Origin of the sequence: Nocardioides ureilyticus (genome assembly GCF_051280745.1) — a bacterium.
In the GTDB taxonomy this organism is placed as follows: Bacteria; Actinomycetota; Actinomycetes; order Propionibacteriales; family Nocardioidaceae; genus Nocardioides.
This window is the reverse complement of sequence record NZ_JBNCOG010000016.1, coordinates 1-24,390: the sequence shown is the minus strand read 5'-3', so window position 1 is coordinate 24,390 and position 24,390 is coordinate 1. Positions and strand designations below refer to the sequence as shown.

Annotated in this window: 22 protein-coding genes; 6 read left to right on the top strand and 16 right to left on the bottom strand. The window is 73.6% G+C overall.

From position 1 onward, the window contains the following. Window positions 1–9: 9 nt before the first annotated feature. The 9 genes from ACSMHG_RS10640 to ACSMHG_RS10600 all read right to left on the bottom strand — a co-directional run bounded on the left by ACSMHG_RS10640 (window position 10) and on the right by ACSMHG_RS10600 (window position 7,939). A complete protein-coding gene (locus ACSMHG_RS10640) occupies window positions 10–213 on the bottom strand; it encodes a hypothetical protein (protein ID WP_435744617.1) in 204 nt (67 codons plus the stop codon). Window positions 214–327: 114 nt separating this feature from the next. Beyond that, window positions 328–1,227: a bifunctional DNA-formamidopyrimidine glycosylase/DNA-(apurinic or apyrimidinic site) lyase gene (gene mutM / locus ACSMHG_RS10635; RefSeq protein ID WP_435744614.1), complete on the bottom strand. Its 900-nt coding sequence runs from the start codon at window positions 1,225–1,227 to the stop codon at window positions 328–330. 21 nt (window positions 1,228–1,248) lie between these two features. Next, the gene (gene rnc, locus ACSMHG_RS10630) at window positions 1,249–2,118 is read right to left on the bottom strand and encodes a ribonuclease III (RefSeq protein WP_435744612.1); all 870 of its coding nucleotides are present in this window, start codon (window positions 2,116–2,118) and stop codon (window positions 1,249–1,251) included. Then, a complete protein-coding gene (gene rpmF / locus ACSMHG_RS10625) occupies window positions 2,039–2,224 on the bottom strand; it encodes a 50S ribosomal protein L32 (RefSeq protein ID WP_166189999.1) in 186 nt (61 codons plus the stop codon). Before rpmF ends, rnc begins: the two co-directional genes overlap by 80 nt. Window positions 2,225–2,269: 45 nt before the next feature. After that, window positions 2,270–2,812, bottom strand: a complete 543-nt coding sequence (locus tag ACSMHG_RS10620) for a YceD family protein (protein WP_435744609.1) — start codon at window positions 2,810–2,812, stop codon at window positions 2,270–2,272. Between the two features lie 120 nt (window positions 2,813–2,932). Next, on the bottom strand, window positions 2,933–3,427 hold the full coding sequence (gene coaD, locus ACSMHG_RS10615; RefSeq protein ID WP_435744606.1) for a pantetheine-phosphate adenylyltransferase: 495 nt from the start codon (window positions 3,425–3,427) through the stop codon (window positions 2,933–2,935). Between the two features lie 14 nt (window positions 3,428–3,441). Next, window positions 3,442–4,026: a 16S rRNA (guanine(966)-N(2))-methyltransferase RsmD gene (gene rsmD / locus ACSMHG_RS10610; RefSeq protein ID WP_435744603.1), complete on the bottom strand. Its 585-nt coding sequence runs from the start codon at window positions 4,024–4,026 to the stop codon at window positions 3,442–3,444. After that, on the bottom strand, window positions 4,023–6,269 hold the full coding sequence (locus tag ACSMHG_RS10605; RefSeq protein WP_435744600.1) for an ATP-dependent DNA helicase RecG: 2,247 nt from the start codon (window positions 6,267–6,269) through the stop codon (window positions 4,023–4,025). The genes rsmD and ACSMHG_RS10605 overlap by 4 nt, the downstream gene beginning before the upstream one ends. Continuing rightward, window positions 6,266–7,939 carry a DAK2 domain-containing protein gene (locus ACSMHG_RS10600; RefSeq protein WP_435744598.1) on the bottom strand — a complete coding sequence of 558 codons (1,674 nt, stop codon included), beginning with the start codon at window positions 7,937–7,939 and terminating at the stop codon, window positions 6,266–6,268. The genes ACSMHG_RS10605 and ACSMHG_RS10600 overlap by 4 nt, the downstream gene beginning before the upstream one ends. Before the next feature lie 158 nt (window positions 7,940–8,097). On the opposite strand from ACSMHG_RS10600, the gene rpmB reads away from it, so the two are divergent. Then, window positions 8,098–8,283 (top strand): 50S ribosomal protein L28, encoded by a 186-nt coding sequence (gene rpmB / locus ACSMHG_RS10595; protein WP_028645381.1) that lies wholly within the window; start codon window positions 8,098–8,100, stop codon window positions 8,281–8,283. A 181-nt stretch (window positions 8,284–8,464) separates the two neighbouring features. Then, window positions 8,465–14,206, top strand: coding sequence for a lamin tail domain-containing protein (locus ACSMHG_RS10590; RefSeq protein WP_435744595.1), 5,742 nt, complete (start codon window positions 8,465–8,467; stop codon window positions 14,204–14,206). Between the two features lie 18 nt (window positions 14,207–14,224). On the opposite strand, the gene ACSMHG_RS10585 is transcribed toward ACSMHG_RS10590, so the two are convergent. Further along, a complete protein-coding gene (locus ACSMHG_RS10585; protein ID WP_435744592.1) occupies window positions 14,225–15,184 on the bottom strand; it encodes a thiamine-phosphate kinase in 960 nt (319 codons plus the stop codon). A gap of 128 nt (window positions 15,185–15,312) precedes the next feature. On the opposite strand from ACSMHG_RS10585, the gene ACSMHG_RS10580 reads away from it, so the two are divergent. After that, entirely contained in the window at window positions 15,313–15,549 is a 237-nt protein-coding gene (locus ACSMHG_RS10580) for an Lrp/AsnC family transcriptional regulator (protein ID WP_378593056.1), read from the top strand. Between the two features lie 9 nt (window positions 15,550–15,558). Here ACSMHG_RS10580 and ACSMHG_RS10575 read toward each other — a convergent pair whose 3' ends face one another. Next, window positions 15,559–16,680 carry a D-alanine--D-alanine ligase family protein gene (locus ACSMHG_RS10575; protein ID WP_435744589.1) on the bottom strand — a complete coding sequence of 374 codons (1,122 nt, stop codon included), beginning with the start codon at window positions 16,678–16,680 and terminating at the stop codon, window positions 15,559–15,561. Window positions 16,681–16,710: 30 nt separating this feature from the next. Between ACSMHG_RS10575 and ACSMHG_RS10570 the strand changes: the two genes are divergently transcribed. Further along, complete coding sequence (locus tag ACSMHG_RS10570; RefSeq protein ID WP_435744586.1) at window positions 16,711–17,820, top strand: trans-sulfuration enzyme family protein; 1,110 nt, start codon at window positions 16,711–16,713, stop codon at window positions 17,818–17,820. 177 nt (window positions 17,821–17,997) lie between these two features. Here ACSMHG_RS10570 and ACSMHG_RS10565 read toward each other — a convergent pair whose 3' ends face one another. Continuing rightward, complete coding sequence (locus ACSMHG_RS10565; RefSeq protein ID WP_435744583.1) at window positions 17,998–19,014, bottom strand: NAD(P)H-dependent glycerol-3-phosphate dehydrogenase; 1,017 nt, start codon at window positions 19,012–19,014, stop codon at window positions 17,998–18,000. After that, a complete protein-coding gene (locus ACSMHG_RS10560; RefSeq protein WP_435744580.1) occupies window positions 19,011–19,814 on the bottom strand; it encodes a lysophospholipid acyltransferase family protein in 804 nt (267 codons plus the stop codon). The genes ACSMHG_RS10565 and ACSMHG_RS10560 overlap by 4 nt, the downstream gene beginning before the upstream one ends. Before the next feature lie 50 nt (window positions 19,815–19,864). On the opposite strand from ACSMHG_RS10560, the gene cofC reads away from it, so the two are divergent. Then, window positions 19,865–20,521 (top strand): 2-phospho-L-lactate guanylyltransferase, encoded by a 657-nt coding sequence (gene cofC, locus ACSMHG_RS10555; RefSeq protein WP_435744578.1) that lies wholly within the window; start codon window positions 19,865–19,867, stop codon window positions 20,519–20,521. Between the two features lie 2 nt (window positions 20,522–20,523). On the opposite strand, the gene ACSMHG_RS10550 is transcribed toward cofC, so the two are convergent. The 3 genes from ACSMHG_RS10550 to leuC form a co-directional block, all read right to left on the bottom strand. Then, window positions 20,524–21,264 (bottom strand): HU family DNA-binding protein, encoded by a 741-nt coding sequence (locus tag ACSMHG_RS10550; protein WP_435744576.1) that lies wholly within the window; start codon window positions 21,262–21,264, stop codon window positions 20,524–20,526. 114 nt (window positions 21,265–21,378) lie between these two features. Then, on the bottom strand, window positions 21,379–21,984 hold the full coding sequence (gene leuD, locus ACSMHG_RS10545) for a 3-isopropylmalate dehydratase small subunit (RefSeq protein WP_435744574.1): 606 nt from the start codon (window positions 21,982–21,984) through the stop codon (window positions 21,379–21,381). A 55-nt stretch (window positions 21,985–22,039) separates the two neighbouring features. After that, on the bottom strand, window positions 22,040–23,458 hold the full coding sequence (gene leuC / locus ACSMHG_RS10540) for a 3-isopropylmalate dehydratase large subunit (RefSeq protein WP_435744572.1): 1,419 nt from the start codon (window positions 23,456–23,458) through the stop codon (window positions 22,040–22,042). Between the two features lie 96 nt (window positions 23,459–23,554). Here leuC and ACSMHG_RS10535 point away from each other — a divergent pair, with 96 nt between their 5' ends. Beyond that, complete coding sequence (locus tag ACSMHG_RS10535; RefSeq protein WP_435744570.1) at window positions 23,555–24,277, top strand: IclR family transcriptional regulator; 723 nt, start codon at window positions 23,555–23,557, stop codon at window positions 24,275–24,277. Window positions 24,278–24,390 lie beyond the last annotated feature (113 nt).

Below are 24,390 nucleotides of genomic sequence, written 5' to 3'. Positions count from 1 at the left end.
AGCCGGGGGTCAGGCGGGCTGCATCTCCTGCAGGGCCGACTCGCGGTCCAGGATGTCGGCCGCCTGGGCGGCGACGAGCCGGTCGTTCTCCTCGCTCAGGCGCAGGACCAGCGCCTCGAGCTCGCGGACCCGCGCGCGCAGGCGGGCGTTGTCGGCCGCCAGTCGGGGGTCACGCAGGTCGCTGTCCAGGTAGCCGATCAGCGCCTTGGCCATGACGGTTCCTTCGAGGGTGGAGGGTCGGGGACACCACGGTGGGTGAGGGCTCCCGCCACACGGCGGAGCCGTCTTCAAGAGTCGCACCAGACCGACCTGCGGTCAATCCGGCGCTCACTCGGGCACCGGCACCACGGGCGGCGCACCGACCGGGCGAGCGCGCCGACGCCGCGGCGGGGGCTGGCAGGCCGGGCAGAAGTAGGAGGAGCGGTTCATGAACGGCACCCGCCGGATCGGCGTCCCGCACCGGTCGCACGGCTCCTCCTCGCGGCCGTAGGCGTGCAGCGACCGGTCGAAGTAGCCCGACTCGCCGTTGACGTTGACGTAGAGCGCGTCGAACGACGTGCCGCCCTCGGCGAGCGCGTCCCTCATCACGTCGCGGGCATGGCCGAGCAGCGCGCGGACCTGCGCCGCGCTGAGCCGGTCCCCCGGCCGCTCACCGTGGATCCGCGCGCGCCACAGGGCCTCGTCGGCGTAGATGTTCCCGACCCCCGACACCAGGTTCTGGTCCAGCAGCAGCCGCTTGACGCCCGAGGAGCGGCGGCGCACCCGCCGCACGACGTCGTCCTCGTCGAAGGCCGGGTCGAGCGGGTCGCGGGCGATGTGCGCGATCTCCGGCGGCAGGTCCGCGCCACCGGCGGAGACGGAGAGGCCGCCGAACATCCGCTGGTCCACGAAGCGCAGCTCCTTGTCCTCGTCCGCGCCCTCCAGGACCAGTCGGACGCGCAGGTGACGCTCGGCCGGGGCGTCGGAGGGCTGCACGAGCAGCTGGCCGCTCATGCCCAGGTGGGCCATGAGGGCGTCACCGTCGGCGAACGGCAGCCAGAGGTACTTGCCCCGGCGGCGGGCCCCGACGATCCGGCGCCCGACCAGCGCCTGCGCGAAGCCCTCCGGCCCACGGGGGTCGCGGCGCACCGGCCGCGGGTGGAGCACCTCCACGCGCGTGATGGTCGCGCCGAGCACGTGGCGCTCGAGGCCGGCGCGGACGACCTCGACCTCGGGGAGCTCGGGCACGGGACTGGTCCGTCGCGCCGGTCAGCTCGAGCGGCGAGCGGCGTCCACCGCGGCGTCCGTGGCCGCGTGCGCGGCGGAGGCCTCGGCGCTGCCGGTGGGGTCGGCGACCCCGACCGCGTCACCGATCTCGCCGTACGCCGTCTCCGCGGCGGCCTGCTCGGCCTCCTTCTTCGACCGGCCGACCCCGTTGCCGTAGAGCGTGTCGCCGACCCGGACCTGGGCGGTGAAGGTCTTCTGGTGGTCGGGCCCCTCGTCCTCGATGACGTACTCGGGCACGCCGAGACCGTGCTCGGCGGCGAGCTCCTGGAGCGAGGTCTTCCAGTCCAGCCCGGCACCCATCGCCGACGCCGCCTCGATGAGGGGGTCGAAGAGCCGGTGGACGACCTCCGCCGAGGTGGCGAAGCCGCCGGCGGAGAGGTGGACGGCGCCGATGACGGCCTCGACGGTGTCGGAGAGGATGGAGGCCTTGTTCCGGCCGCCCGTCGACTCCTCGCCACGCCCCAGCTTCACGTGGTCGCCGAGGCCGATGCCCCTGCCCACCTCGGCCAGCGCGCGGGCGTTGACGACCGCGGCGCGGAGCTTGGCCAGCCGACCCTCGGAGAGGTCGGGGTGGGTGAGGTACAGCGTCTCGGTCACGACGACGCCGAGCACCGAGTCGCCCAGGAACTCCAGGCGCTCGTTGGTCGGCAGGCCGCCGTTCTCGTACGCGTAGGAACGGTGCGTGAGCGCGCGTTCGAGCAGCTCGGGGTCCAGCTCCGGGTCCCCGAGCGCCGCACGCAGCTCCCTGTAGTTGGTCAGCGGACCGGTCGGCTCAGATGACCTGACGACGGTCGGCGCGGGCGCCGTACTGACCGCACTCGCCGCACGCCCGGTGCGGGAGGTGCTTGGCACCACAGGCGGGGTTCGCGCAGGTCACCAGGGTCGGCGCGACGGCCTTCCAGGCCGACCGGCGGTGCCGGGTGTTGCTGCGCGACATCTTCCGCTTCGGGACTGCCACTGTCTTCTCCTCGTTCTGGACCGGTGGTGCCGGCCGTTCCTGACTTCAGTCCTGCTGGGTGGTGTCGGGGTCCTGCCCCGCGTCTTGCAGGGCCGCCAGCCCGGCCCACCGCGGGTCGACCGGCGCCTCGTGCGTGTGGTCGGGGTCCTCGGCCAGTCGCGCACCGCACTCGGTGCACAGGCCAGGACAGTCGTCCTCGCACAAGGGCTGGAACGGCAGTGCGAGCACCACCGCGTCCCGCAGCAGCGGCTCGAGGTCGAGCAGGTCGTCCTCGAGCATGCTGACGTCGTCGTCCTCCTCGGAGCCCCGGTGCGCAGGGTCGTCGTAGACGTACAGCTCCTGGAAGGTGACCTCGGTGTCGTCCTCGATCGCCTCCAGGCACCGTGCGCACTCGCCCTCGAGCCCGGCTCTCGCCGTGCCCGTGACCAGGACACCCTCCATGACCGCCTCGAGGCGCAGGTCCAGCTCGACCGGCGCACCCTCGGGGACACGGAGGACTTCGATGCCCAGATCCGCCGGCGCCGGCACCGTCCGTGTCACCTGTCGCTGGGACCCCGGGCGGCGGCCGAGCTCGCGGGTGTCGAGCACGAGCGGCGCTCTCGGGTCCAGGCTGGTCAGGAGATCACTTCCGGGTCCGGAGACGAACAGATCAGCGAGGATCGTAACCGGCGGCACGACCCCCCGCCAAAACGCAGGTCATCCGGACATTCAGCCACCGGTCGCGCGCCGCTCGGCCAGGCGGGCGGTGAGCCGCTCGAGCACGAAGGGCGGCACGAGCCCGGAGACGTCACCGCCGAACGTCGCGACCTCCTTGACGAGGCTGCTGGCGAGGAACGACCACGCGGGGCTGGTCGGCACGAAGACCGTCTCGACGTCGGTCAGCGAGGAGTTCATCTGGGCCATCTGCAGCTCGTAGTCGAAGTCGCTGACCGCGCGCAGCCCCTTGACGATGGCGTGCACGCCGTTCTCCACGCAGTAGGTGGTGAGCAGGCCGGTGAAGCCGTCGACGCGCACGTTGCTCCACTCCGCGCACGCCTCCTCGAGCATGGCGATCCGCTCCTCGGCCTCGAAGAGCCGGTTCTTCGACTTGTTGACACCGACGGCGACGACGACCTCGTCGAACAGGCTGGCCGCCCGCTGGACGATGTCGAGGTGCCCGTTGGTCACCGGGTCGAAGGATCCCGGGCAGACGGCTCGGCGCACGGGGTCGCCTCCCTCTAGTCCTCGGTGGGCGGGCTGGGCTGGGCGGCGCGACCGTACCAGAGGGTCGTCTCGCCGTACCGACGCTCACGCGTCCGCTCGATCCCCTCCGGCCAGGTCGGCTCCGGGCTCCGCGCCGAGCGCTCGACGACCACGAGCGCGTCGGGCACCAGCCAACCGTGGGCGACGAGGGCGTCGAGGTCGCCCGCCAGCGCCACCTCCTCCAACGGGTAGGGCGGGTCGCTGAACACCACGTCGTACGGCGCTGCCGGAGGTGTCCGCAGGGCGGCCGCGACCGGCGCGGCGACGACGTTGGCGCGCGGGAAGCCGAGGGTGCGCGCGTTGCTCGAGATGAGCGCGGCCGTGCGCCGGTCGTGCTCGACGAGCGTCACCACACCCGCCCCGCGCGACCACGCCTCGAGCCCGACGGCTCCCGAGCCGGCGTACAGGTCGAGGAAGCGCAGGCCGTGCAGGGAGCCGCACCAGGACTCCACCGCGGAGAACAGCGCCTCGCGCACCCGGTCGCTCGTCGGCCGGGTGCTCGAGCCGCGCGGCGTCGCGATCCGGCGCCCACCCGCGGAGCCACCGATGATCCGGGTCATGACTTGTCCACGTACTCGGCCAGCACCGACTGCTCCATGGCGACGACCTCCTGGGCCAGCAGCGGCGCCGTGGCCAGCTCCGGGTCGCGGTCGAGGAGGTCCTCCGCCGCCTTGCGGGCGGCCACGATGGTCGCCTCGTCGCGGAGGACGCGGAGGCTCTGCAGGCTCGAGCGGAACCCGGACTGGCTCTTGCCGAGGACGTCGCCCTCCCGCCGCTGCTCCAGGTCCACCCGGCTGAGCTCGAAGCCGTCGGTGGTGGCGGCGACCGCGTCGAGCCGGTCGCGCGCCGGGCTGCCGGCCTCTGCCCGGGAGACCAGCAGGCACAGGCCGGGGAGGCCACCGCGGCCGACCCGCCCCCGGAGCTGGTGGAGCTGGGAGACGCCGAACCGCTCGGCGTCGAGCAGGACCATCGTGGTCGCGTTCGCCACGTCCACACCGACCTCGATCACCGTGGTCGAGACCAGGACGTCCACCTCGCCGGCCGCGAAGGCGCGCATCGTGCGCTCCTTCTCCTCGGCCGGCATCCGGCCGTGGAGCGGCGCGACCCGCAGCCCCGTGAGCGGCCCGTCGGCGAGGTCCGCGACCACCTCCTCCACCGCCGCCAGCGGTGGGCCCGTGCGCCCCGCGGAGGCGCCCTCGTCGGCGCCGCCCGGGTCGCCGGCGCCCTGCTCGGGCTCGTCCCCGGCGATCCGGGGGCAGACGACGTAGGCCTGGTGGCCCTTCTCGACCTCCTCCCGCACCCGTTGCCAGACCCGCGGCATCCACCCGGGGCGGTCGGCGAGCGGGACGACGTTGGTCTGGATGGGCGCCCGCCCGGCCGGCAGCTCCGAGAGCGTCGACGTCTCGAGGTCGCCGAAGACGGTCATCGCGACGGTGCGCGGGATGGGCGTCGCCGTCATCACGAGCACGTGCGGGGGTGTGGCGGCCTTGTCGGTGAGCGCGGCCCGCTGCTCGACCCCGAAGCGGTGCTGCTCGTCCACGACGACCAGCCCGAGGTCGAAGAAGGAGACGTGCTCCTCGAGCAGGGCGTGGGTGCCGATGACGATGCCCGCCTCACCCGACGCGATGCGCAGCAGCGGCTCGGTGCGCTGCCCCTTGGTCATCGACCCCGTGAGCAGCTCCACGGCGGTCGCCTCGGGTGCGCCGCCGAGCATCCCGCCGGCCGCGAGGTCTCCCAGCATCGCCGTGATCGAGCGGTGGTGCTGCTGGGCGAGGACCTCGGTCGGCGCCAGCAGCGCCGCCTGGCCACCGGAGTCGACGACGTGCAGCATCGCGCGCAGGGCCACGAGGGTCTTCCCCGAGCCCACCTCGCCCTGGAGCAGGCGGTTCATCGGGTGCGACTGGGCGAGGTCCTGCTCGATCTCGGTGCCGACCGCCCGCTGGCCGGCGGTGAGCTCGAACGGCAGCCGGGCATCGAAGGCCGCGAGCAGGCCGCCGGCGCCGCCGGTGCGCGGACGCGCGCCGCGCTCCTGGAGCGAGCGGCGGCGACGGCCGAGCACGAGCTGGGTGACGAGGGCCTCCTCGAACCGGTAGCGCTTCTGGGCCGCCCCGACCTGCTGCCAGTCGTCGGGCGCGTGGATCCAGTCCAGGGCCAGGCGCGCCGGGACCAGGCCGTGCTCCTCGCGCACCGGCGCGGGGAGGAGCTCCGGCATCTCGTCGAGCACGCTGCGGGTGAACGTGATCGCCCGCTGCAGGTCCCACGACTCCACGCCCTTGGTCTGCGGGTAGATCGGGTAGAGCGCACCGAGCGCGTCCAGCTCCGCCTCCGGGTCGCGGCCCTCGCCGTCGTCCGCGCCCGGTCCCTCCCCGAACAACACCATCTGCGGGTTGGTCAGCTGCCACTCCCCCTGGAACGTGCTGACCTGCCCGACGAAGAGGCCGCGGCGCCCGGCCGGCAGCCGGCGCTCGTTCCACCCGGCCACGCGGGCGTTCTTGGCGAAGAACGTCATCCGCAGCCGAGGGCCGTCGGTGGCGACGACGACGTCGAGGCGGTACGCCGTCCGTCGGGTCCGGCGGTCCTGGTAGGTGCGGACCTTCGACGACGCGACCTGCCCGACCACCGTGAGCACCTGGCCCTGCTCCAGCTCGTCGACCCGGGTGAGCTCCTTGGTCTCGACGTAGCGCCGGGGGAAGTGGCGCAGCAGGTCACCGACCGTGTGGATGCCGAGCCCGGCCTCGATCTTCTCGCGCTTCCCCTTGCGGTCGCCGAGCACGGCGGCGACCGGGGTCTCGAGCGTGATCACTCCACGCCGACCAGCAACGGGTAGCGCTCCTGGCCGCCGTGGTAGACCACCACGTCGACCGCCGGGTGGTGCCGCTCCAGCCAGGCCGCGCAGTGCGCGGCGAGCGCACCGTCGGCGTCCTCGGCGCCCGCCACGAGGGTCACCATCTCTCCGCCGCCGCCGAGCAGCCGGTCGAGCACGGCGGTGGCGACCCCCGGGAGGTCCTCGCCGACGACGACGAAGTCGCCGGCGACCACGCCGAGCACGTCACCCGGCTCGCAGGGACCGGCCATCGTCATGGCCTGCCGGGCGGCGACGGTCACCGCGCCCTGGCGCGCGTGGCGCGCCGTCGCCGTCATCTCCAGCACGTCCTGGTCGAAGGCACGGCCGGGCTCGTGGACGGCGAGCGCCGCCAGGCCGGACACCTGCGCGGGCGTCGGGATGACCGCCACGCGAAGGGTGCCGTCGGGGTCGTCGGACTCGGCGGTCGTCGCCGCGACCTGGGCGACCCGGATCGAGTCGCGGTCGTTCGGCAGGACGACGACCTCGCACGCCCCGCAGGAGACGATCGCCTCGAGCACCTCTCCGATGCTCGGGCGGCGTCCCGGGCCGCCCTCGACCACCACCGCGCCGGCCTCGCCGAAGAGGCGGGAGAGACCGGGCCCCGCCGCCACCGCGACCACCTTGCGCCCCGTACGGGCCGCCGGCCGGCGTCGTGGCTCGGCACGCTGGTCGGCGAAGTGGGTGACCCGGACCCGGTGCGGCCGGCCGGCCTCGATGCCGGCCTCGATCGCCGCGCCCACGTCGTCCACGTGGACGTGGACGTTCCACAGCCCCTCGCCGCCGACGACGACCAGGGAGTCACCCAGCCCGCCGAGCGCCGCGCGGAGGGCGGGAATCCGGTCGTCGCCCGCCTCGAGCAGGTACATCACCTCGTAGGAGGGGCCGTCCGGTGTCAGGTCATGGCTCGTCGCCACCACGGGCTGCGGGATGTGGTGGCTGCCCAGCGGCTCCGTCACCGGGACCGGCCGGCGCCCGGTGAGCACGGTCTCCGCGGCGTCGAGCACGACGCTGAGCCCGCGACCGCCGGCGTCCACCACGCCGGCGTCCCTCAGCACCGCGAGCTGCTCGGGCGTGCGCGCGAGCGCCTCCCGTGCGGCGTGCGCCGCGGCGGCGAAGACGTCGCGGGCGCGGCTGCCCTCCTGCGCTGCCCGCACCTGGGCCGCCTCGGCGGCGGCGCGGCCGACGGTGAGCATGGTGCCCTCGACCGGCTTGCCGACGGCGGCGTACGCCGCGTCGCTGGCCTGCCGCAACGCCTCGGCCATCACCACGGCGTTCCGCTCCTCGGGGGATCCCGCCGCGATCCTCCGTGCGATGGCGCCCAGCATCTCGCTGAAGATGACGCCCGAGTTGCCCCGCGCCCCGAGGAGCGCCCCGCGCGCCAACGCGCCGAGGGCGGCGGCCGGGTCTCCGTGCGCCCCGTCCTCGGTCGACCCCCGCACGGCGTCGCGCACGGCCTCGCGCGCGGCGGAGACGGTGAGCCACATGTTCGTCCCCGTGTCGCCGTCGGGCACCGGGTAGACGTTGAGCGCGTCCACCTCTTCCCGCGCCTCGGCGAGGGCGTCGACCGCGATGTCGAGGAACCGCAGCACGACCGCGAGCGAGATCGCTCCGCCGCGAGGCACTTCCATCGACGTCGACTCCGTCCGACCGGGGGTGGTGGGGGATGATGAGGGGACAGGGTATTGCCTACGACCTCGATTTCGGGGTGGGGCCGTGGATCGGATATTCTCGTCCGGTTGCCCGCTCGCCGGGCCTCTCACACGTCTTCGATCAACAGGAGTTCACGGTGGCTGCCGTCTGCGACATCTGCGCCAAGAAGCCTGGCTTCGGCAACAACCGGCCGTGGTCGCGCAAGATCACGAAGCGCCGCTTCGACCCCAACATCCAGCGCGTCCGCGCGACCGTCAACGGCACGCCGAAGCGGCTCAACGTCTGCACCGGCTGCCTGAAGGCGGGCAAGGTCTCGCGCTGACCGAGCCCGTGTGAAGGATCCACGACGGCCGTCGCCCTCCGGGGCGGCGGCCGTCGTCGTCCTCGGGGGCGGCTGACCACCGGTCGCACACCGGTCACGTCCCGTCCACCAGCGATTCGCCCGTCTTCCACGTCGCGCTGCCAGGTTTCGGCGCGATCCCCCAGACGAAGGCGAATCCCCCATGCTCCCTCCCCTGCCGGACCGCGCCCTCAGCCGTCCGTTGACCACCCTCCTCACCGGCGTCCTCGCCGCCACGCTGACCGCGGGCGGGCTCGCCGCGACCGGTGTGCCCGCAGCCGCGGCCGACGAGCCGGCGCCGCCACCGCTGTTCGTCTCCGAGATCGCCCCCGACACCGGGGAGCACGAGGTCGACGGGCACCTGAGCCGGCAGGACAACTTCGAGTACCTCGAGCTCACCAACACCACCGACGCACCGATCGACCTCCTCGCCGACGGCTTCACGCTGACCTACCAGCAGGCGACGCTGCGCATCGCCGACACCTCGGCCGGGTCCGCGGTCGTGCCCGCTCACGGCTCGACGGTGCTCTGGCTCCGCTACCAGGCGGGGACCGCGGACGGGTGGAGCAGCGGCAGCCCCAACGCCCTCCTCTTCACCGACGCGGACTTCCGCGCCCACCACGGCGCTCCGGCGGACCTGCCCGTCGTCCACGTGACCGGCCAGGCCGGCATGGCGAACGGCGGCGCGACCCCGCGCACGCTGTCGATCAGCCTGGACGGCGAGCCCGTCAGCCGTGCCACCTACGTGCCCGGCACCGACCAGACCATGGGCACCACCGCCCAGTACGCCGTGCCGGCCCCGGGATCGGTCGACGCGAGCCTGTACGAGGCGCAGGCCGCTCCTTCGCCCGGCGAGGTCGCCCCCGCGCAGCTGACCCCTGGCGCGACCGCGCCCGCACCGGAGCCGACCACCCCGACCGAGACCCCGACGCCGACCGGGACGCCGACCGGGACCCCGACCGAGACGCCGACCGGGACGCCGACCGGGACCCCGACCGAGACGCCGACCGAGACGCCGACCGAGACCCCGACCGAGACGCCCACGGCCGAGCCGGCACCGGACGCTCCGACTGCCCCTCCGGCACTGCTCATCACGGAGGTCAACGTCAACTCCGCGAACATGCCCATCTCCGACGGCAGCTCCAAGGACGCCTGGGAGTTCGTCGAGCTGCACAACCCGACCGACGCACCGGTCGACCTCACCGAGGCCGGCGTGTCCGTCGTCTACCTGAGCGGTTCCAATCCCAAGCAGCTGACCTACGAGCCCGGCACCACCGTCCCGGCGCACGGCACGCTCGTGCTCTGGGCCCGGCACAGCGGCTACCGCGACGCCTCGGCGGACGGGGGCACCGACGCCCGCCTCACCGACGAGCAGTTCCGGGCTCACTACGCCGCCCTCGGCGTCACCGGCGACTACCAGCTGGCGCACCTCACCGGCCAGGACGGCCTGAACAACGGCGGCACCTCGATGTACCTCACGGTCGGCGGCGACGAGGTCTCGCGGATCACCTGGACCAGCACGGACGTGGCGACCGACAAGACGGTCACCTACGGCCTTCCCGCCGCGGGCGACACCCAGCAGCCGGTGCACGGCACCCAGCAGGCGCCCACGCCCGGCACCGTCGCGCCCGAGCAGCTGGCACGCCCCGACGCCGAGCCCTCCCCGACCGACACGCCCACCGAGACGCCCACCGAGACGCCCACCGACACTCCCACCGGGCCGTCCGTCCCGGACCAGGGCGCCCCGCCGGCGACCGACCCTGCGCTCGACGCGCCGATCCTGCAGGTCACCGAGGTCGCGCCCGACACCACCAACGTCGGTGGCGCCGACGGCTACGAGTTCGTCGAGGTCTACAACGCCTCCGACGCGCCGGTGGACTTCAGCGACTTCACCCTCAACTACCTCTACATCGACGCCGGCGAGGTGACCACCAACAGCGCCCTGTGGCCGGCCACCCCGGCGGACCCGGTGATCGCGCCGGGCCGCACGCTGGTGCTCTGGGTCAAGAACGGCCGCAACAACGCCCTGACGGCCGAGGACTTCAACGCGCACTTCGGCTCCCGGCTCACCGCCGGGGTCGACCTCGTCGAGGTGCACACCCCCGGCATGGCCAACGGCGGCCTGCGCGGCCTCCAGGTGATGACCAACACCGGCTACGACGTGAGCCGGGCCTACTACCACGACAACGCCGAGACGATCGCCGACCAGCCCCTCCAGTACCGGTGGGAGTCCGGCACCCGGCAGACCAAGCTGGGCCCGGGGCGAGCCACCCCCGGCTACACCGATCCGGCACAGGTGCCGGCCGGGCTCGTCGCCACGCCCGCGGACACGACGCCGCCGCGCATCGTCGACCTCACCGAGGGCACCGAGACCCCCGACACCGACGACCTCACCCTCGACTTCCAGGTGACCGACGACGCCCTGGTCCGGACCGTCACCTTGACCCTCGAGACCGACGTCGACGGTCCCGCCAGCCGGCACCTGCAGTTCGGTGCACCCGACCGGTACGCCTACACCGTGCCGGCGGTCGACCTGTACGGGAAGCGCTGGGTGGAGTACACCGTCACGGCCAGCGACGGCGCCCGGACGAGCACGCTCGGACCGGTGCGGGTCGACCTCGGCGAGCAGGAGGAGCAACCCGTCCGGCTCAACGTGACCGAGGGTGAGTTCGTCGGTGGACCCACCCGGTTGGCCGCGACGTCGGCCGGCGACCCCGCCGCGCTCGCTCTCACCATCGACGGCCGTCCGGCGCCGGCACCGGTGCCGGCGCTCGAGGCGCCGCCGGTGTTCGCCTTCGAGGCGACCAGCACCGACGCGTTCTTCCGCAACGGCGTCCGGATCGGCGAGGACGTCCTCACCGTCTTCGACGAGGGGTTCTACGAGCGGGTCGAGACCGTCACCGCGCCCATCCCGGTCGAGCGGGTGGTGAAGGGCGAGACGCTGACGGTCGGCATCTACGCCGGCACCAAGGCGTGGCCCGAGCCCGACCCGAACGAGAACAACGACAACTTCTCGGCGCTCAACCTGCGGCTGGCCCTGCCGGACGGGCGCGTGCTGCGGCCGGTGGTGTGCGCCGGCGGGGGCGAGTCCGAGCCCGAGGGCACCCGGCCCTGCCCGGACCCCACGACGAGGATCGGCTTCGACGACGCCGGCCAGGTCTACTTCACCGCGACCTTCGCGGTGCCCGACGACGCCTTCGACTCGATCGCCACGGTGTGGGACACCACGACGGTCGCCGACGGACCGCACCAGGTCACCGCGACCGCCGGTACGGCGACCGTGACCCGCACCGTGAACGTCGACAACACCGCACCGGTGCTCGATCCCTCGGTCGACGACGGCGGCCACTACCGCGGGGACTTCACGCTCGACGCCGAGGCCCACGACACGGGCGCCGGCATCGGCGACCAGGGCGTCACCGCATCGCTGGACGGCAGCCCCGTCACGCTGCCGCACGACACCAGCTCGCTCAGCCTGCCCCCGGGTGAGCACGAGCTCGTCCTCACCGCCCGCGACCGGGTGGGCAACGCGGCGACCCGGACGGTCACCTTCACCACCGCGGACGAGCAGCCGGTCACGACGCTGCTGAGCCCCGAGGACGGGGCGACCGTGACGCCGGGTGGCGTCCGCCTCAGCGCGACCGCCGGGTCGCCCGAGGGCGACCTGCTGACCATGCGCTTCCGCGAGGGGCGGGCCTACGTCCCCACCGACGCCGAGGTCGCGGCGTACTCCGGGAGCACGCGGGTCGCGCGAGGTGCCGACCGCAGCGACAAGGTGGTGCTCTCCGCCGAGGAGCTCGAGCAGGTCGTCGGCGCCGACGGCATCCAGCACGAGGTCTCCTCGGATACCGCCTTCCCCTACCAGCTGTTCACGGTGGCCGTGCCCGCGGATGCCGGCGCGGACGCGACCGCCCGGCTCACCTGGACCGGCTCGGCCAACGCCGGCGCCAAGGTGCTGATGTACGTCCGCGACGCCTCCACCGGCGCCTGGGAGGAGGTTGCGCGCACGGTGACCGACGACGAGGGGCCGTTCACCTTCGAGGAGCTGGTGCCGACGGCCGGACACACCTCCGAGGGCGTCATGAGCGTGCTCGTCCAGCACTCGGAGGGCTTCGCCGGCGCCGACCGGTCGACCCGGACGAGCGACCCCGCGCCCTACTCGGCCGAGGGGGTCACCCCGCGCTCGGAGTACGACTTCACCTTCGCCTGGGAGTCCGACACGCAGTACTACAACGAGACCGACGACTACTACCCGCACCAGCTCAACATCCACCGGTTCCTGCTGGACCAGCGCGACGAGCTCAACCTGCAGTACCTGCTGCACACCGGCGACATCGTCAACGTCGCCACCGAGGAGCGGCAGTGGCTCAACGCGGACCCGGCGTACCGGATGCTCGACGAGGCGGGGCTCCCCTACGGCGTGCTCGCCGGCAACCACGACGTCGGTGGCCACGACAACGACTACCGCGCCTACTCGCGCTGGTTCGGCGAGCACCGCTACCGCGACAACCCCTGGTACGGCGGGTCGCACCAGGACAACCGGGGCCACTACGACCTGGTCACTGCGGGCGGGGTCGACTTCCTGATGCTGTACATGGGATGGGCCCCTGGTGACGAGCAGATCGCCTGGATGAACCGGGTGATCCGTGCGCACCCCGAGCGGAAGGTGTGGATCAACCTCCACGAGTTCATGCTCACGACCGGAGGTCTCGGCCCGGTGCCGCAGCGGATCATGGACGAGGTGGTGGCGACCAACCCGAACGTCTTCGCCGTCTCCTCCGGGCACTACCACGACGCCTACACGCGTCTGGACCGCTTCGACGACGACGGTGACGGCGTGCCGGAGCGGACCGTGCACTCGATGCTCTTCGACTACCAGGGCCTGCCCGAGGGCGGGCTGGGCTACCTCCGGCTGCTGCACTTCGACAACGCCGGCGGCCGGATCATCGTGCGGACCTACTCGCCGTCCCTGGACGACTTCGACTCCGAGGACCCCTCCCTCGAGCCGGAGCACCAGGAGTTCGAGATCTCCTACGCCGACGCCGGCATCGCGCCGACGACGAAGACGTTGCGGACCGACTCCTTCCGCGCCGACGTCCTGACCACCCGTGACATCGCCGTGCTCCCGGAGGTCCCGTCGGGGTCGACCAGGACCGTCCGCTGGAACCCCGGCCCGGGCACCCACGGCTGGTACGTCCAGACGACGAACCCCTACGGCGGTACGGACATCTCCGAGGTGCGCACGCTCACGGCCCTGGGCGCCGGGAATCCCGGTGGCCCCGGCAAGCCGGACGAGCCCGGCAAGCCCGACGAGCCCGGCAAGCCCGACGAGCCCGGCGAGCCGGACCCGGGCACGCCGGACACGCCGGACACGCCGGCTCCCGGCACCCCGTCGGTCCGGGGCGCCGCACGGGTGGGCTCCACGGTGAGCGTCGACCCCGGCACCTGGCCGGCCGGGACGACGCTGACCTACCAGTGGAACGCCGGCCGACGGCCGCTGCCGCGGGCGACCGCGCGGACCTACCGGGTGCCGGCCCGGCTCGCGGGCCGCCACCTGTCGGTCACCGTCACCGGCACGCTCGGCTCCTCCCCCTCGGCCAGCGCGACCTCGGCGCCGGTGCGGGTGGCCCGCGGCCGCCTCACCGGCGAGGAGCCGGTCCTGCGAGGTGTCGCGGAGGTCGGCCGGCGGCTGCGGGTCCGGATCGGCGACTGGGAGCCGACCGGGGTCCGCCACCGGGTGCGGTGGTACGTCGGCGACCAGGTGGTGCGCGCCGGCCGCTCCAGGACCTTCCGCCTGCGCCCGGTGCACGCCGGGGAACGCGTGACGGTCCGCGTGACCGGCACCCGGCGTGGCTACGCCCCGCTCACCCTCGCCGCCGACCGCAGGCCGCGGGTCACTCGCTGACGGGGCGCCCGGCCGGCCTCAGAAGTGGGTCCAGCCGGCCGGGCCCTCGTACGGCGCACCGTCGACCGTCACGCCCTCACCGGAAGCCACCTCCCCCACCACCGTCCACCCTCCAGGCACGGCATCGGCCGGGAAGGTTGCGAGCAGCGCGTGGTCGTCGCCACCGCTGAGCACGAAGCCCAGCGGGTCCGCCCCCAGCGCCGCGCCGACCGCGTGCAGCGGCTCGGGGACCTCGAAGGAGTCGCTCCGGACGTCGATCGCCACCCCCGAGGCGGAGGCAAGGTGCGCCGTCTCCGCCAGCAGGCCGTCGGAGACGTCGATCATCGCGGTCGCGCCGGCCTCCGCGGCGGCCGGACCGGCGTCGTACGGCGGTGCCGGCCGGCGGTAGGCCTCGACGAGGACCCGGGGCGAGCGGAAGCCACGACCGAGCACGGCCAGGCCCCCGGCGGCCCAGCCCTGGCGGCCGTGCAGCGCCAGCACGTCGCCCGGCGCGGCGCCGGACCGGAGGACCGGGGAGACCGTGCAGGCGCCGAGGACCGTGACCGCGACGACGACCTGGTCGGCGCGGGTCAGGTCACCGCCCACCACGCTCGCGCCGACGAGCGCGCACTCGTCGGCGAACCCGCGGGCGAAGTCGAGCGCCCACTGCGCCTCGACGTCGGCCGGCGCCGCCAGGCCCACGGTGAGCGAGGTGGCCCGCCCACCCATGGCGTTGATGTCGGAGAGGTTCTGGGCGGCCGCGCGGTGACCGACGTCCTCGGCCGAGGCCCAGTCCCGTCGGAAGTGCCGGCCCTCGACCATCAGGTCGGTGGAGACCACCACGTGGCCGGTCCGGACCCGCAGCACCGCGGCGTCGTCACCCGGCCCGACGAGCACGTGCTCGCCCTGGGGGAAGAGCCGGGTCAGCTCGGCGATCAGGCCGAACTCACCCACGTCGGCCAGGGTGGCACCGGGCGGGAAGGGGGGACTGACAGCCATGCCCCCATCCCACCAGACCCGGCACCGCTCACCGGAGCCGACGGGCTGCCGTCGGCCGGTCATCGCGCGGTAGGTTGACCGCCGAACCCCCGTCCGAGCAGCGCAGCCACAGCAGGGAGAGCACCACGATGGTCGTCCAGGCGTACATCCTGATCCAGACCGACGTCGGCAAGGCGGCCGAGGTGGCGCGCGAGATCGCCCAGGTCAAGGGCGTCACCCTCGCCGAGGACGTGACGGGCCCCTACGACGTGATCGTCCGGGCCGAGGCGCGCAACGTCGACGAGCTCGGCAAGCTGGTGGTCTCGAAGGTGCAGAACCTCGAGGGCATCACCCGCACCCTCACCTGCCCGGTCGTGCACATCTGAGGCTCCGGCTCAGCGCAGGCCCGTCCCCCGGGCCAGGGCGAGCCGGAGCAGCCGGTCGACGAGCGCGGGGTAGTCCAGGCCGCTCGCTGCCCACATCCGCGGGAACATCGACAGGGGCGTGAAGCCCGGCATGGTGTTGAGCTCGTTGACGACCACCGAGCCGTCCGGGAGCACGAAGAAGTCCACCCGCGCCAGGCCCTCGCAGCCGACGGCCTCGAACGCCCGGGCCGACAGCTCGCGCAGCTGCCTCTCGACGTCGTCGGGCAGGACCGCCGGGACGTCGAGCTCGGTGGCCTCCTCGGGGAGGTACTTGGCGTCGAAGTCGTAGAACTCGTGGTCCCCGGTGATCCGGATCTCGGCGGGCACGCTGGTCTCGGTGGACCCGTCGAGGGCCTGCAGCACGCCGCACTCGATCTCGCGGGCGCCGGTCGCGCAGACCTCGACCAGCACCTTCGGGTCGTGCACCAGCGCGTCCTCCACCGCCTTGTCGAGCCCGGAGGCGTCGTGCACCTTGGAGATCCCGATGCTGGAACCCCCTCGGGCCGGCTTGACGAAGAGCGGGTAGCCCAGCGACGCGGCGCGCTCCCGGCAGGCGGCGGCGTCCGCCGACCACTCCCGTGCGGTCACCGTCACGCTCGGCATCACCGGGAGCCCGGCGGCCGCGAGCACCACCTTCATGTACGCCTTGTCCATCGCCACCGCGGACGCGAGCACACCCGCCCCGACGTAGCGCACGCCCGCCATCTCCAGCTGGCCCTGGATGGTGCCGTCCTCGCCCCACGGGCCGTGGAGCAGCGGGAAGACCACGTCCACCTCGCCGAGCGCGCGGGGCGGCGCCGCCGGCTCGGTGACCACCAGCTCGGCGCTCGTCGCGTCGGGGGCGAGCGCCACGCTCGCCCGCCCGCCGTCGACGCTGGGGAGCCTGTCGGCACCCGAACCGGCACGGATCCGGAGCCGCTCGGGATCGCCGGACTCCAGCACCCACCGGCCGTCCCGAGCGATGCCGACCGGGACGACGTCGTACTGCTCCCGGTCGATGGCCTGCAGGACGCTGCCGGCGGTCACGCAGGAGATCGCGTGCTCGCTGGAGCGTCCGCCGAAGACGACGGCGACGCGGGGCTTGCGGCTCACCGGACCAACCTACCTATCTAGGCTGGCCCCATGACCGAGGGCTCGCCCGACCACCTGTCCGACCACTCGACCGACCACCTGGCCGACCTGCGCCCCGCGACCCGCGCCGTGCACCTCGGCCGCCCGGCCCACGAGCCCGACCAGCCGCTGAACGAACCGATCAGCCCGGCCTCGACCTTCGTCGCCGGTGGCGACCGGGAGTACGGCCGCTACGGCAACCCGACCTGGGCGGCGTTCGAGGCCGCCCTCGGCGGTCTGGAGGGCGGGCGGGCGCTGACCTTCTCCTCCGGGCTCGCCGCCGTGGCGACCGTGCTCGACCTCGTGGGCAAGGACGCGAAGGTGGTCGCGCCGCGTAACTGCTACAACGGCACGGTCATGCAGCTGGCCGACCTCGAGGCCCGCGGTCGGCTGCGCACCGAGCTCGTCGACGTGACCGACACCGCCGCCGTGGTCGAGGCCTGCAAGGGCGCCGCGCTCGTGTGGCTGGAGTCCCCGACCAACCCCGCGCTCGAGGTCGCCGACCTGCCGACGATCATCGCCGCCGCGCACGACGCCGGGGCGTACGCGGTCGTCGACAACACCTTCGCCACGCCCCTGCTCCAGCGGCCGCTCGAGCACGGGGCCGACCTGGTGGTGCACTCGGTGACCAAGTACCTCGCCGGGCACAGCGACGTGCTCATGGGCGCCGTGGTCACCCGGGACGACGAGCTCTTCTCCGTCCTCAAGGGGCGCCGCGACCTGGTGGGCGCGGTGCCCGGCACCTTCGAGGCCTACCTCGCCCTCCGCGGGCTCCGCACGTTGCACCTGCGCGTCGAGCGGGCCCAGGCGAACGCCGCGGAGCTCGCCCGCCGCCTGGCCGAGCACCCGGCGGTCGGCGAGGTCCGCTACCCCGGGTTCGGCGGGATCGTCGCCATCGTGCTCGCCCAGGGCGCCCTGGCCGCGGACCTGCTGACCCGCAAGACGAGGCTCTGGGTGCACGCCACCTCGCTGGGCGGCGTCGAGTCGACCTTCGAGCGCCGGCGCCGCTGGAAGTCCGAGCCCGCCACGATCCCCGACGCGCTGGTCCGGCTCTCGGTCGGCGTGGAGGACGTCGACGACCTCTGGGACGACCTCCGGCGGGCGCTCGACGACCTGACCTGACCGCTCCGGTGGTCGAGCAGCGAGCACCAGCGAGCGTCGTCGAGACCCCGTGACCCAGGTCGCCGCCCCGCGCCCCTCACCGGTCTCGACACGCTCGCGCGACCTCGTTCCTCGGTCGCGTCGCTCGCTCGACCCGACTGACCCCACGCGGCGACCTCGTCCCTCGGTCGCCGCTGGTCAGTCGGTCTCGGCCTTGGTCTCGCGGCTGATGAACGACTCCATCATCTGCGGCGCCGTCATCCTGCCCGCGACGACCGCGTCCACGTGCTCCGCGATCGGGGCGTCGACGCCGGTGCGCTCGGCGAGGGCCAGCAGCGACGAGCACGACTTCGCACCCTCGGCCACCTGGCTGGTCGAGGCGTAGATCTCCTCGACCGTCATCCCCTGCCCCAGCCGCTCACCGAACGTCCGGTTGCGCGAGAGGGGCGAGGAGCAGGTGGCGACCAGGTCGCCGAGACCGGCGAGGCCCATGAGCGTCAGGGGGTTGGCCCCCAGGCGCATCGCCAGCCGCGCGGTCTCCGCGAGGCCGCGGGTGATGAGCGAGGCGGTGGTGTTGTCACCGAAGCCGAGGCCGACCGCCATGCCCACCGAGAGGGCGACGACGTTCTTGTAGGCGCCGCCGAGCTCGCACCCGAGGACGTCCCCGCTGGTGTAGGGGCGGAACGCCGCGGTGTGGCAGCGCTGCTGCAACATCCGGGCGACGTCCTCGTCCTCGCACGCCACCACCGAGGCGGCGGGCTCGCGTCGGGCGATCTCCTTGGCGAGGTTCGGGCCGCTGACCACGGCGATCCGCTCCGGGCCGGCCCCCGTCACCTGACCGATCACCTCGCTCATCCGGTCCAGCGTGCCGAGCTCGACGCCCTTCATCAGCGACACGAACGTCGCACCCGGCTCGACGTACGGCGCCCAGCCGGTCAGGTTCTCGCGCAGCGACTGGCTCGGCGTCGCGAGCACGACGACGTCGGCGCCGTGGAGCGCCTTCTCGGCGTCGTCGGTCGCCGACACCGACGGCGGCAGCTCGATGTCCGGCAGGTAGTCGGTGTTCTCCCGGCGCTCGTTGATGGCCTCGGCGACCTCGGGGCGCCGGGCCCACAGGACCACGTCGTTGCCGGCGTCGGCGAGCACCATGGAGAACGCCGTCCCCCACGACCCGGCGCTGAAGACGGCCACCTTGCCGTGGGACTGCTGGTTCATGCGGAGTCCTTCCCGAGCCGGCGGCGCCGTTCGCGCCGCTCGCGAGCCACCCGACGAGCGTTCGGGTTGCCGGTCTGCTTGATACCCGCCCGACGGGGGTCGAACCGCTCGACGGGCGGTTCCTCGCCCCGCACCTCCGCGACCAGTGCGGTGATCGACGCCATGATCCGGTCGGTCGCCTCCTGGACCACCTCCGGACTGCGTGGCCGGGTCAGCAGGTCCGCGAGGTCGACCGGCTCGCCGACCTTCATGGTGATGGTCTTGCGAGGACGCAGGTCCGGCTTCTTGGCGTACGGCGGGAGGAGGTGTTGCGCGCCCCACTGGCCCACGGGGATCACCGGGCAACCGGTCTCGAGCGCGATCCGGGCCGCGCCGGACTTGCCCGTCATCGGCCACAGGTCGGGGTCACGGGTGAGCGTGCCTTCCGGGTAGACCACCACGCACTCCCCCGCACGGACGGCCGCGACGGCCGCGTCGTACGCGCCCGCTGCCCCGGCGCTGAGGCGCTCGACGGGGATCTGGCCGGCGGCCCGCATGAAGAACCCCAGCACGGGGTTCCGGAACAGGCCCGACTTCGCCAGGTACCGCGGGATCCGGCCGTGGTCGTAGACCAGGTGGGCGGCGGTCAACGGGTCGACGTGGGAGAGGTGGTTGAGCACGATGAGGCAGCCACCGGTCACGGGGATCCGTTCACCGTCGATCCAGTTCCGACGCGTGGTGGCGAGCAGGCTGGGCTTGACGATCGCGACGGCGAGGCTCCACGCCCATCCCCGTCCCTGCTGCAGCCTCCGCACGGTCACGAGCCGCAGGCTACTCGCCCGCACCGGCTCTGCCTGCGAGGATGGTGACGATGTCCCCCGAGCCCACCCTCCCGCGACCGGCGTGCCGGTTCGTCGCCGTGGTCCCGGTCAAGCCGCCGGCGCGGGGCAAGTCGCGGCTCGGGGACCTGGGTGACGGGCAGCGGCGCCGCCTCGCAGCCGCCTTCGCACTCGACACCGTCGCGGCGTGCCTCGCCGCCCGGTCGGTCGAGGCGGTGCTGGTCGCGACCGACGACGCCCGCTTCTCCGCCGAGCTGCGGGCGCAGGGCTGCGCGGCGGTGCCGGACGGCGACACCAACGACCTGAACTCCGCCTTGTGCCAGGCGGCCGCGGAGGCGCGTCGCCGGTGGCCGGAGCTGCAACCGGTCGCGCTCTGTGCCGACCTGCCCGCTCTCCGGCCCGAGGACCTCGACGCCGCACTGGCCTCCCTGGTCCCCGGGGGACCCTCGTTCGTCGTGGACGCCGAGGGGGTGGGAACCACGCTGTACACCGCCCCGTACGACCAGTTCGACCCGCAGTTCGGGAGCGGCTCGGCACACGCGCACCTCGTCGGCGGCGCACTGGAGCTCCGGGGCGCGCTGCCGTCCCTGCGCCACGACGTCGACGACCTCGCGGGCCTGCGGGCAGCGGCGGAGCTGGGACTCGGTCAGCACACCGCCCCGCTCGTCGCCGAGCTGGCCCTGGCCTGAGGTCAGGAGTCCGCCGCCTTCTTGGCGGGCGCCTTCTTCGCGGCCGCCTTCTTGGCAGGCGCCTTCGTGGCGGTCGCCTTCGTGGCGGTCGCCTTCTTCGCGGTCGCCTTCTTCGCGGTCGTCTTCTTCGCGGTCGCCTTCTTCGCCGGCGTCGTGCTCGCCGTGGTCTTCTTCGCCGGCGCCGTCTTCTTGGAGGCCGTCTTCTTGGCGGTCGCCTTCTTCGCGGGCGCCTTCTTCGCGGGCGCCCTTGTGGCAGTGGTCTTCTTCGCGGGCGCCTTCTTCGCGGTCGTCCGCGGTGCCGCGGACTTGGTCGCCGGCGACTTCTTGGCCGCCGCCGCGTCCGTCGTGGTCGTGGCCGCCCTTCCGGGCATCGCCTTGCGGGCGGCCGAGGCAGCCGCCATGGCCGGCGCGGTCGCCGTGCGGACGGCGGAGCCCGACGCTGCCGCGGTGAGCCCGGGCAGCTTCTTGGCACCGGAGACGACGTTCTTCAGCTCGGCGCCGGCCGTGAACTTCGGGACGGCGGTCTTCTTGGTCTTCATCCGCTCCCCCGTGCCCGGGTTGCGGACCCAGCGGGCGTCGCGGACGCGCTTCTCGAAGGACCCGAAGCCGGTGATCGCGACCTTCTCGCCCCGTGCCACCTCGCGGGTGATCGTGTCGAGCACGGACTCCAGCGCGTGCGCGGCGGCCTTGCGGTTGCCGTCGAAGCGTGCGGCGAGCGCGTCGATGAGCTGCGACTTGTTCATGGCTCTCTCCTGCCGTCGACCCTCGGGCGCCCGGCTGGACGCCCGACCATCGACACGCACGCTAGGGACTCGAGAGCCCCGTCACAACGACACGCCCGAGCCGGCCCGCAGGCGTCAGGCGCGCTGGGTGACCGGCTTCCAGCTCGGCCGGCCGGCCTCGTACGACGCGATGTCCGCGTCGTGGCCGAGGGTGATGCCGATGTCGTCGAGGCCTTCGAGCAGGCGCCAGCGGGTGTAGTCGTCGATGTCGAAGGAGTCCTCGATCGCGTCGACGCCCTCGCCGGCGCGGACCGTGCGGGTCTCGAGGTCGACGGTCACGGTGGCGCCCGGGTGCTCCTCGAGGTGGTCCCACAGCCGCTGGACGACCTTCTCGTCGACCTGCGCGGCGAGCAGGCCCGCCTTGCCGGAGTTGCCGCGGAAGATGTCGGCGAACCGCGAGGAGATGACCGCCTTGAAGCCGTAGTTCTGCAGGGCCCACACGGCGTGCTCGCGCGAGGAGCCGGTGCCGAAGTCGGGGCCGGCGACGAGCACCGAGCCGGCGGCGTAGACCGGGTTGTTGAGCACGAACGCCGGGTCGTTGCGCCAGGCGGCGAAGAGGCCGTCCTCGAACCCGGTGCGGGTCACGCGCTTGAGGTAGACCGCCGGGATGATCTGGTCGGTGTCGACGTTGCTGCGGCGCAGGGGCACGCCGACGCCGGTGTGGGTGGTGAACTTGTCCATGAGGGTGTGCTCCTTGGCGAACGGGCGGTTTCGAGACGGTCGCTGCGCGACCTCCTCAACCACCCGCCGGGATCGGGTCCAGGTCGGCGGGCGAGGAGAGGGTGCCGCGCACCGCGGTCGCGGCAGCAACCGGCACCGAGACCAGGTGGGTGCGGCCGCCCTTGCCCTGCCGCCCCTCGAAGTTGCGGTTCGAGGTCGAGGCGCTGCGCTCCCCCGGCTGCAGGATGTCGGGGTTCATGCCCAGGCACATCGAGCACCCGGCGCCGCGCCACTCGGCGCCCGCCTCCTTGAAGATCACGTCGAGGCCCTCCTCCTCGGCCTGGAGCCGGACCCGGACCGAGCCGGGCACGACCAGCAGGCGGGTGTCGGAGGCGACCTTGTGGCCCTTGATGACCTCCGCGGCCAGGCGGAGGTCCTCGATCCGGCCGTTGGTGCAGGAGCCGACGAAGACGGTGTCGACCTTGACCTCGCGCATGGGGGTGCCGGCCTCGAGGCCCATGTACTCCAGCGCCTTCTGCGCGGCGACCTGGTCACCGAGTTCCTCGAAGTCCTCGGGAGCGGGCACGGCGGCACCCAGCGGGACGCCCTGGCCGGGATTGGTCCCCCAGGTCACGAAGGGCGTCATGGTGCTGGCGTCGAGGACGATCTCGGCGTCGAAGACCGCGTCGTCGTCGGTGCGCAGGCTGGTCCAGTGCTCGACCGCCGCGTCCCACGCGGCCCCGGTCGGCGCCTCGGGGCGACCCTGGATGTAGTCGAAGGTGGTCTGGTCGGGTGCGATCATCCCGGCCTTGGCGCCCCACTCGATGCTCATGTTGCACACCGTCATCCGGCCCTCCATCGAGAGCTCCTCGATGGCCTGGCCGCGGTACTCGACGATGTAGCCCTGACCGCCGCCGGTACCGGTGTGGGCGATGAGGTTCAGGACCAGGTCCTTGGCGGTGACGCCCTCGGGCAGGCTGCCAGTGACGGTGACGGCCATGGTCTTGGGCTTGGCCTGCATCAGCGTCTGGGTGGCGAGGACGTGCTCGACCTCGGACGTGCCGATGCCGAAGGCGATCGCCCCGAACGCGCCGTGGGTGCTGGTGTGGCTGTCGCCGCACACGATCGTCATGCCGGGCTGGGTCAGCCCCAGCTGCGGGCCGACGACGTGGACGATGCCCTGGTCGATGTCGCCGAGCGGGTGCAGGCGGACGCCGAACTCGGCGGCGTTCTTCCGCAGCGTCTCGACCTGCGTGCGCGAGACGGGGTCGGCGATCGGCTTGTCCCAGTCGACCGTCGGGACGTTGTGGTCCTCGGTCGCCAGCGTCAGGTCCGGGCGGCGCACCGCGCGGCCGGCGAGCCGGAGGCCGTCGAAGGCCTGCGGCGAGGTGACCTCGTGGAGGAGGTGGAGGTCGATGTAGAGGAGGTCCGGCTCCCCCGGCGTCGAACGGACGACGTGCTCGTCCCAGACCTTCTCGGACAGCGTCCGACCCATGGCGGTTCTCCCTCGCGGCTGCTCGTGACCTACTTCTCGGTGCGGGGACCACTGTAGACGCTTGCATCCCATGATGCGAGACGGCAGTATTGCCATATGGACACCACCAGTGGCGTCGGCGTGCTCGACAAGGCAGCACTCGTGCTCACCGCTCTCGAGTCGGGACCCGCGACGCTGGCCGGCCTGGTCGCCGGCACCGGCCTGGCCCGCCCGACGGCGCACCGCCTGGCGGTGGCGCTCGAGCACCACCGACTGGTCGCCCGGGACATGCAGGGCCGCTTCGTCCTCGGCCCGCGGCTGGCGGAGCTCTCCGCCGCCGCCGGCGAGGACCGCCTGCTGGCCACGGCCGGGCCGGTCCTGGCCCGCCTGCGCGACATCACCGGCGAGTCGGCGCAGCTGTGGCGCCGGCAGGGCGAGCACCGCGTCTGCGTCGCCGCGGCCGAGCGACCCTCCGGCCTCCGCGACACGATCCCGGTCGGCTCACAGCTGACCATGCGGGCCGGGTCCGCAGCCCAGGTGCTGCTCGCGTGGGAGGACCCGGACCGGATGCACCGCGGCCTGCAGAACTCGGCGTTCTCGGCGGCAGCGCTCTCGGGCATCCGGCGCCGCGGCTGGGCGCAGTCGGTCGGCGAGCGCGAGCAGGGCGTCGCGTCGGTCTCCGCGCCGGTGCGCTCGCCCGGCGGGAAGGTGATCGCGGCGGTCTCCGTCTCGGGCCCGCTCGAGCGGCTCTCGCGGCAGCCCGGTCGGATGCACGCGCCGGCGGTGCTGGCCGCCGCCGAGCGGCTCTCGGAGTCGCTGCGCCGCGCCGCCGCGGAGTGACCCGACCCGTCGCGGGGGGGGGGGGGGGGGGGGGGGGGGGGGCGCGCCGGGGCCCGCGGGCGGCTCCGTGCCCCAGCGCTGCGAGCCCGCCCCAGCCGGGGGGGGGGGGGGCC

What these genes read in the sequence shown, in the direction of transcription:
- ACSMHG_RS10640 (WP_435744617.1), bottom strand. Translation starts at nt 213, where the DNA reads ATGGCCAAGGCGCTGATCGGCTACCTGGACAGCGACCTGCGTGACCCC.
- rsmD (WP_435744603.1), bottom strand. Translation starts at nt 4,026, where the DNA reads ATGACCCGGATCATCGGTGGCTCCGCGGGTGGGCGCCGGATCGCGACG.
- ACSMHG_RS10600 (WP_435744598.1), bottom strand. Translation starts at nt 7,939, where the DNA reads ATGGAAGTGCCTCGCGGCGGAGCGATCTCGCTCGCGGTCGTGCTGCGG.
- ACSMHG_RS10590 (WP_435744595.1), top strand. Translation starts at nt 8,465, where the DNA reads ATGCTCCCTCCCCTGCCGGACCGCGCCCTCAGCCGTCCGTTGACCACC.
- ACSMHG_RS10585 (WP_435744592.1), bottom strand. Translation starts at nt 15,184, where the DNA reads ATGGCTGTCAGTCCCCCCTTCCCGCCCGGTGCCACCCTGGCCGACGTG.
- ACSMHG_RS10580 (WP_378593056.1), top strand. Translation starts at nt 15,313, where the DNA reads ATGGTCGTCCAGGCGTACATCCTGATCCAGACCGACGTCGGCAAGGCG.
- ACSMHG_RS10570 (WP_435744586.1), top strand. Translation starts at nt 16,711, where the DNA reads ATGACCGAGGGCTCGCCCGACCACCTGTCCGACCACTCGACCGACCAC.
- ACSMHG_RS10565 (WP_435744583.1), bottom strand. Translation starts at nt 19,014, where the DNA reads ATGAACCAGCAGTCCCACGGCAAGGTGGCCGTCTTCAGCGCCGGGTCG.
- cofC (WP_435744578.1), top strand. Translation starts at nt 19,865, where the DNA reads ATGTCCCCCGAGCCCACCCTCCCGCGACCGGCGTGCCGGTTCGTCGCC.
- ACSMHG_RS10550 (WP_435744576.1), bottom strand. Translation starts at nt 21,264, where the DNA reads ATGAACAAGTCGCAGCTCATCGACGCGCTCGCCGCACGCTTCGACGGC.
- leuD (WP_435744574.1), bottom strand. Translation starts at nt 21,984, where the DNA reads ATGGACAAGTTCACCACCCACACCGGCGTCGGCGTGCCCCTGCGCCGC.
- leuC (WP_435744572.1), bottom strand. Translation starts at nt 23,458, where the DNA reads ATGGGTCGGACGCTGTCCGAGAAGGTCTGGGACGAGCACGTCGTCCGT.
- ACSMHG_RS10535 (WP_435744570.1), top strand. Translation starts at nt 23,555, where the DNA reads ATGGACACCACCAGTGGCGTCGGCGTGCTCGACAAGGCAGCACTCGTG.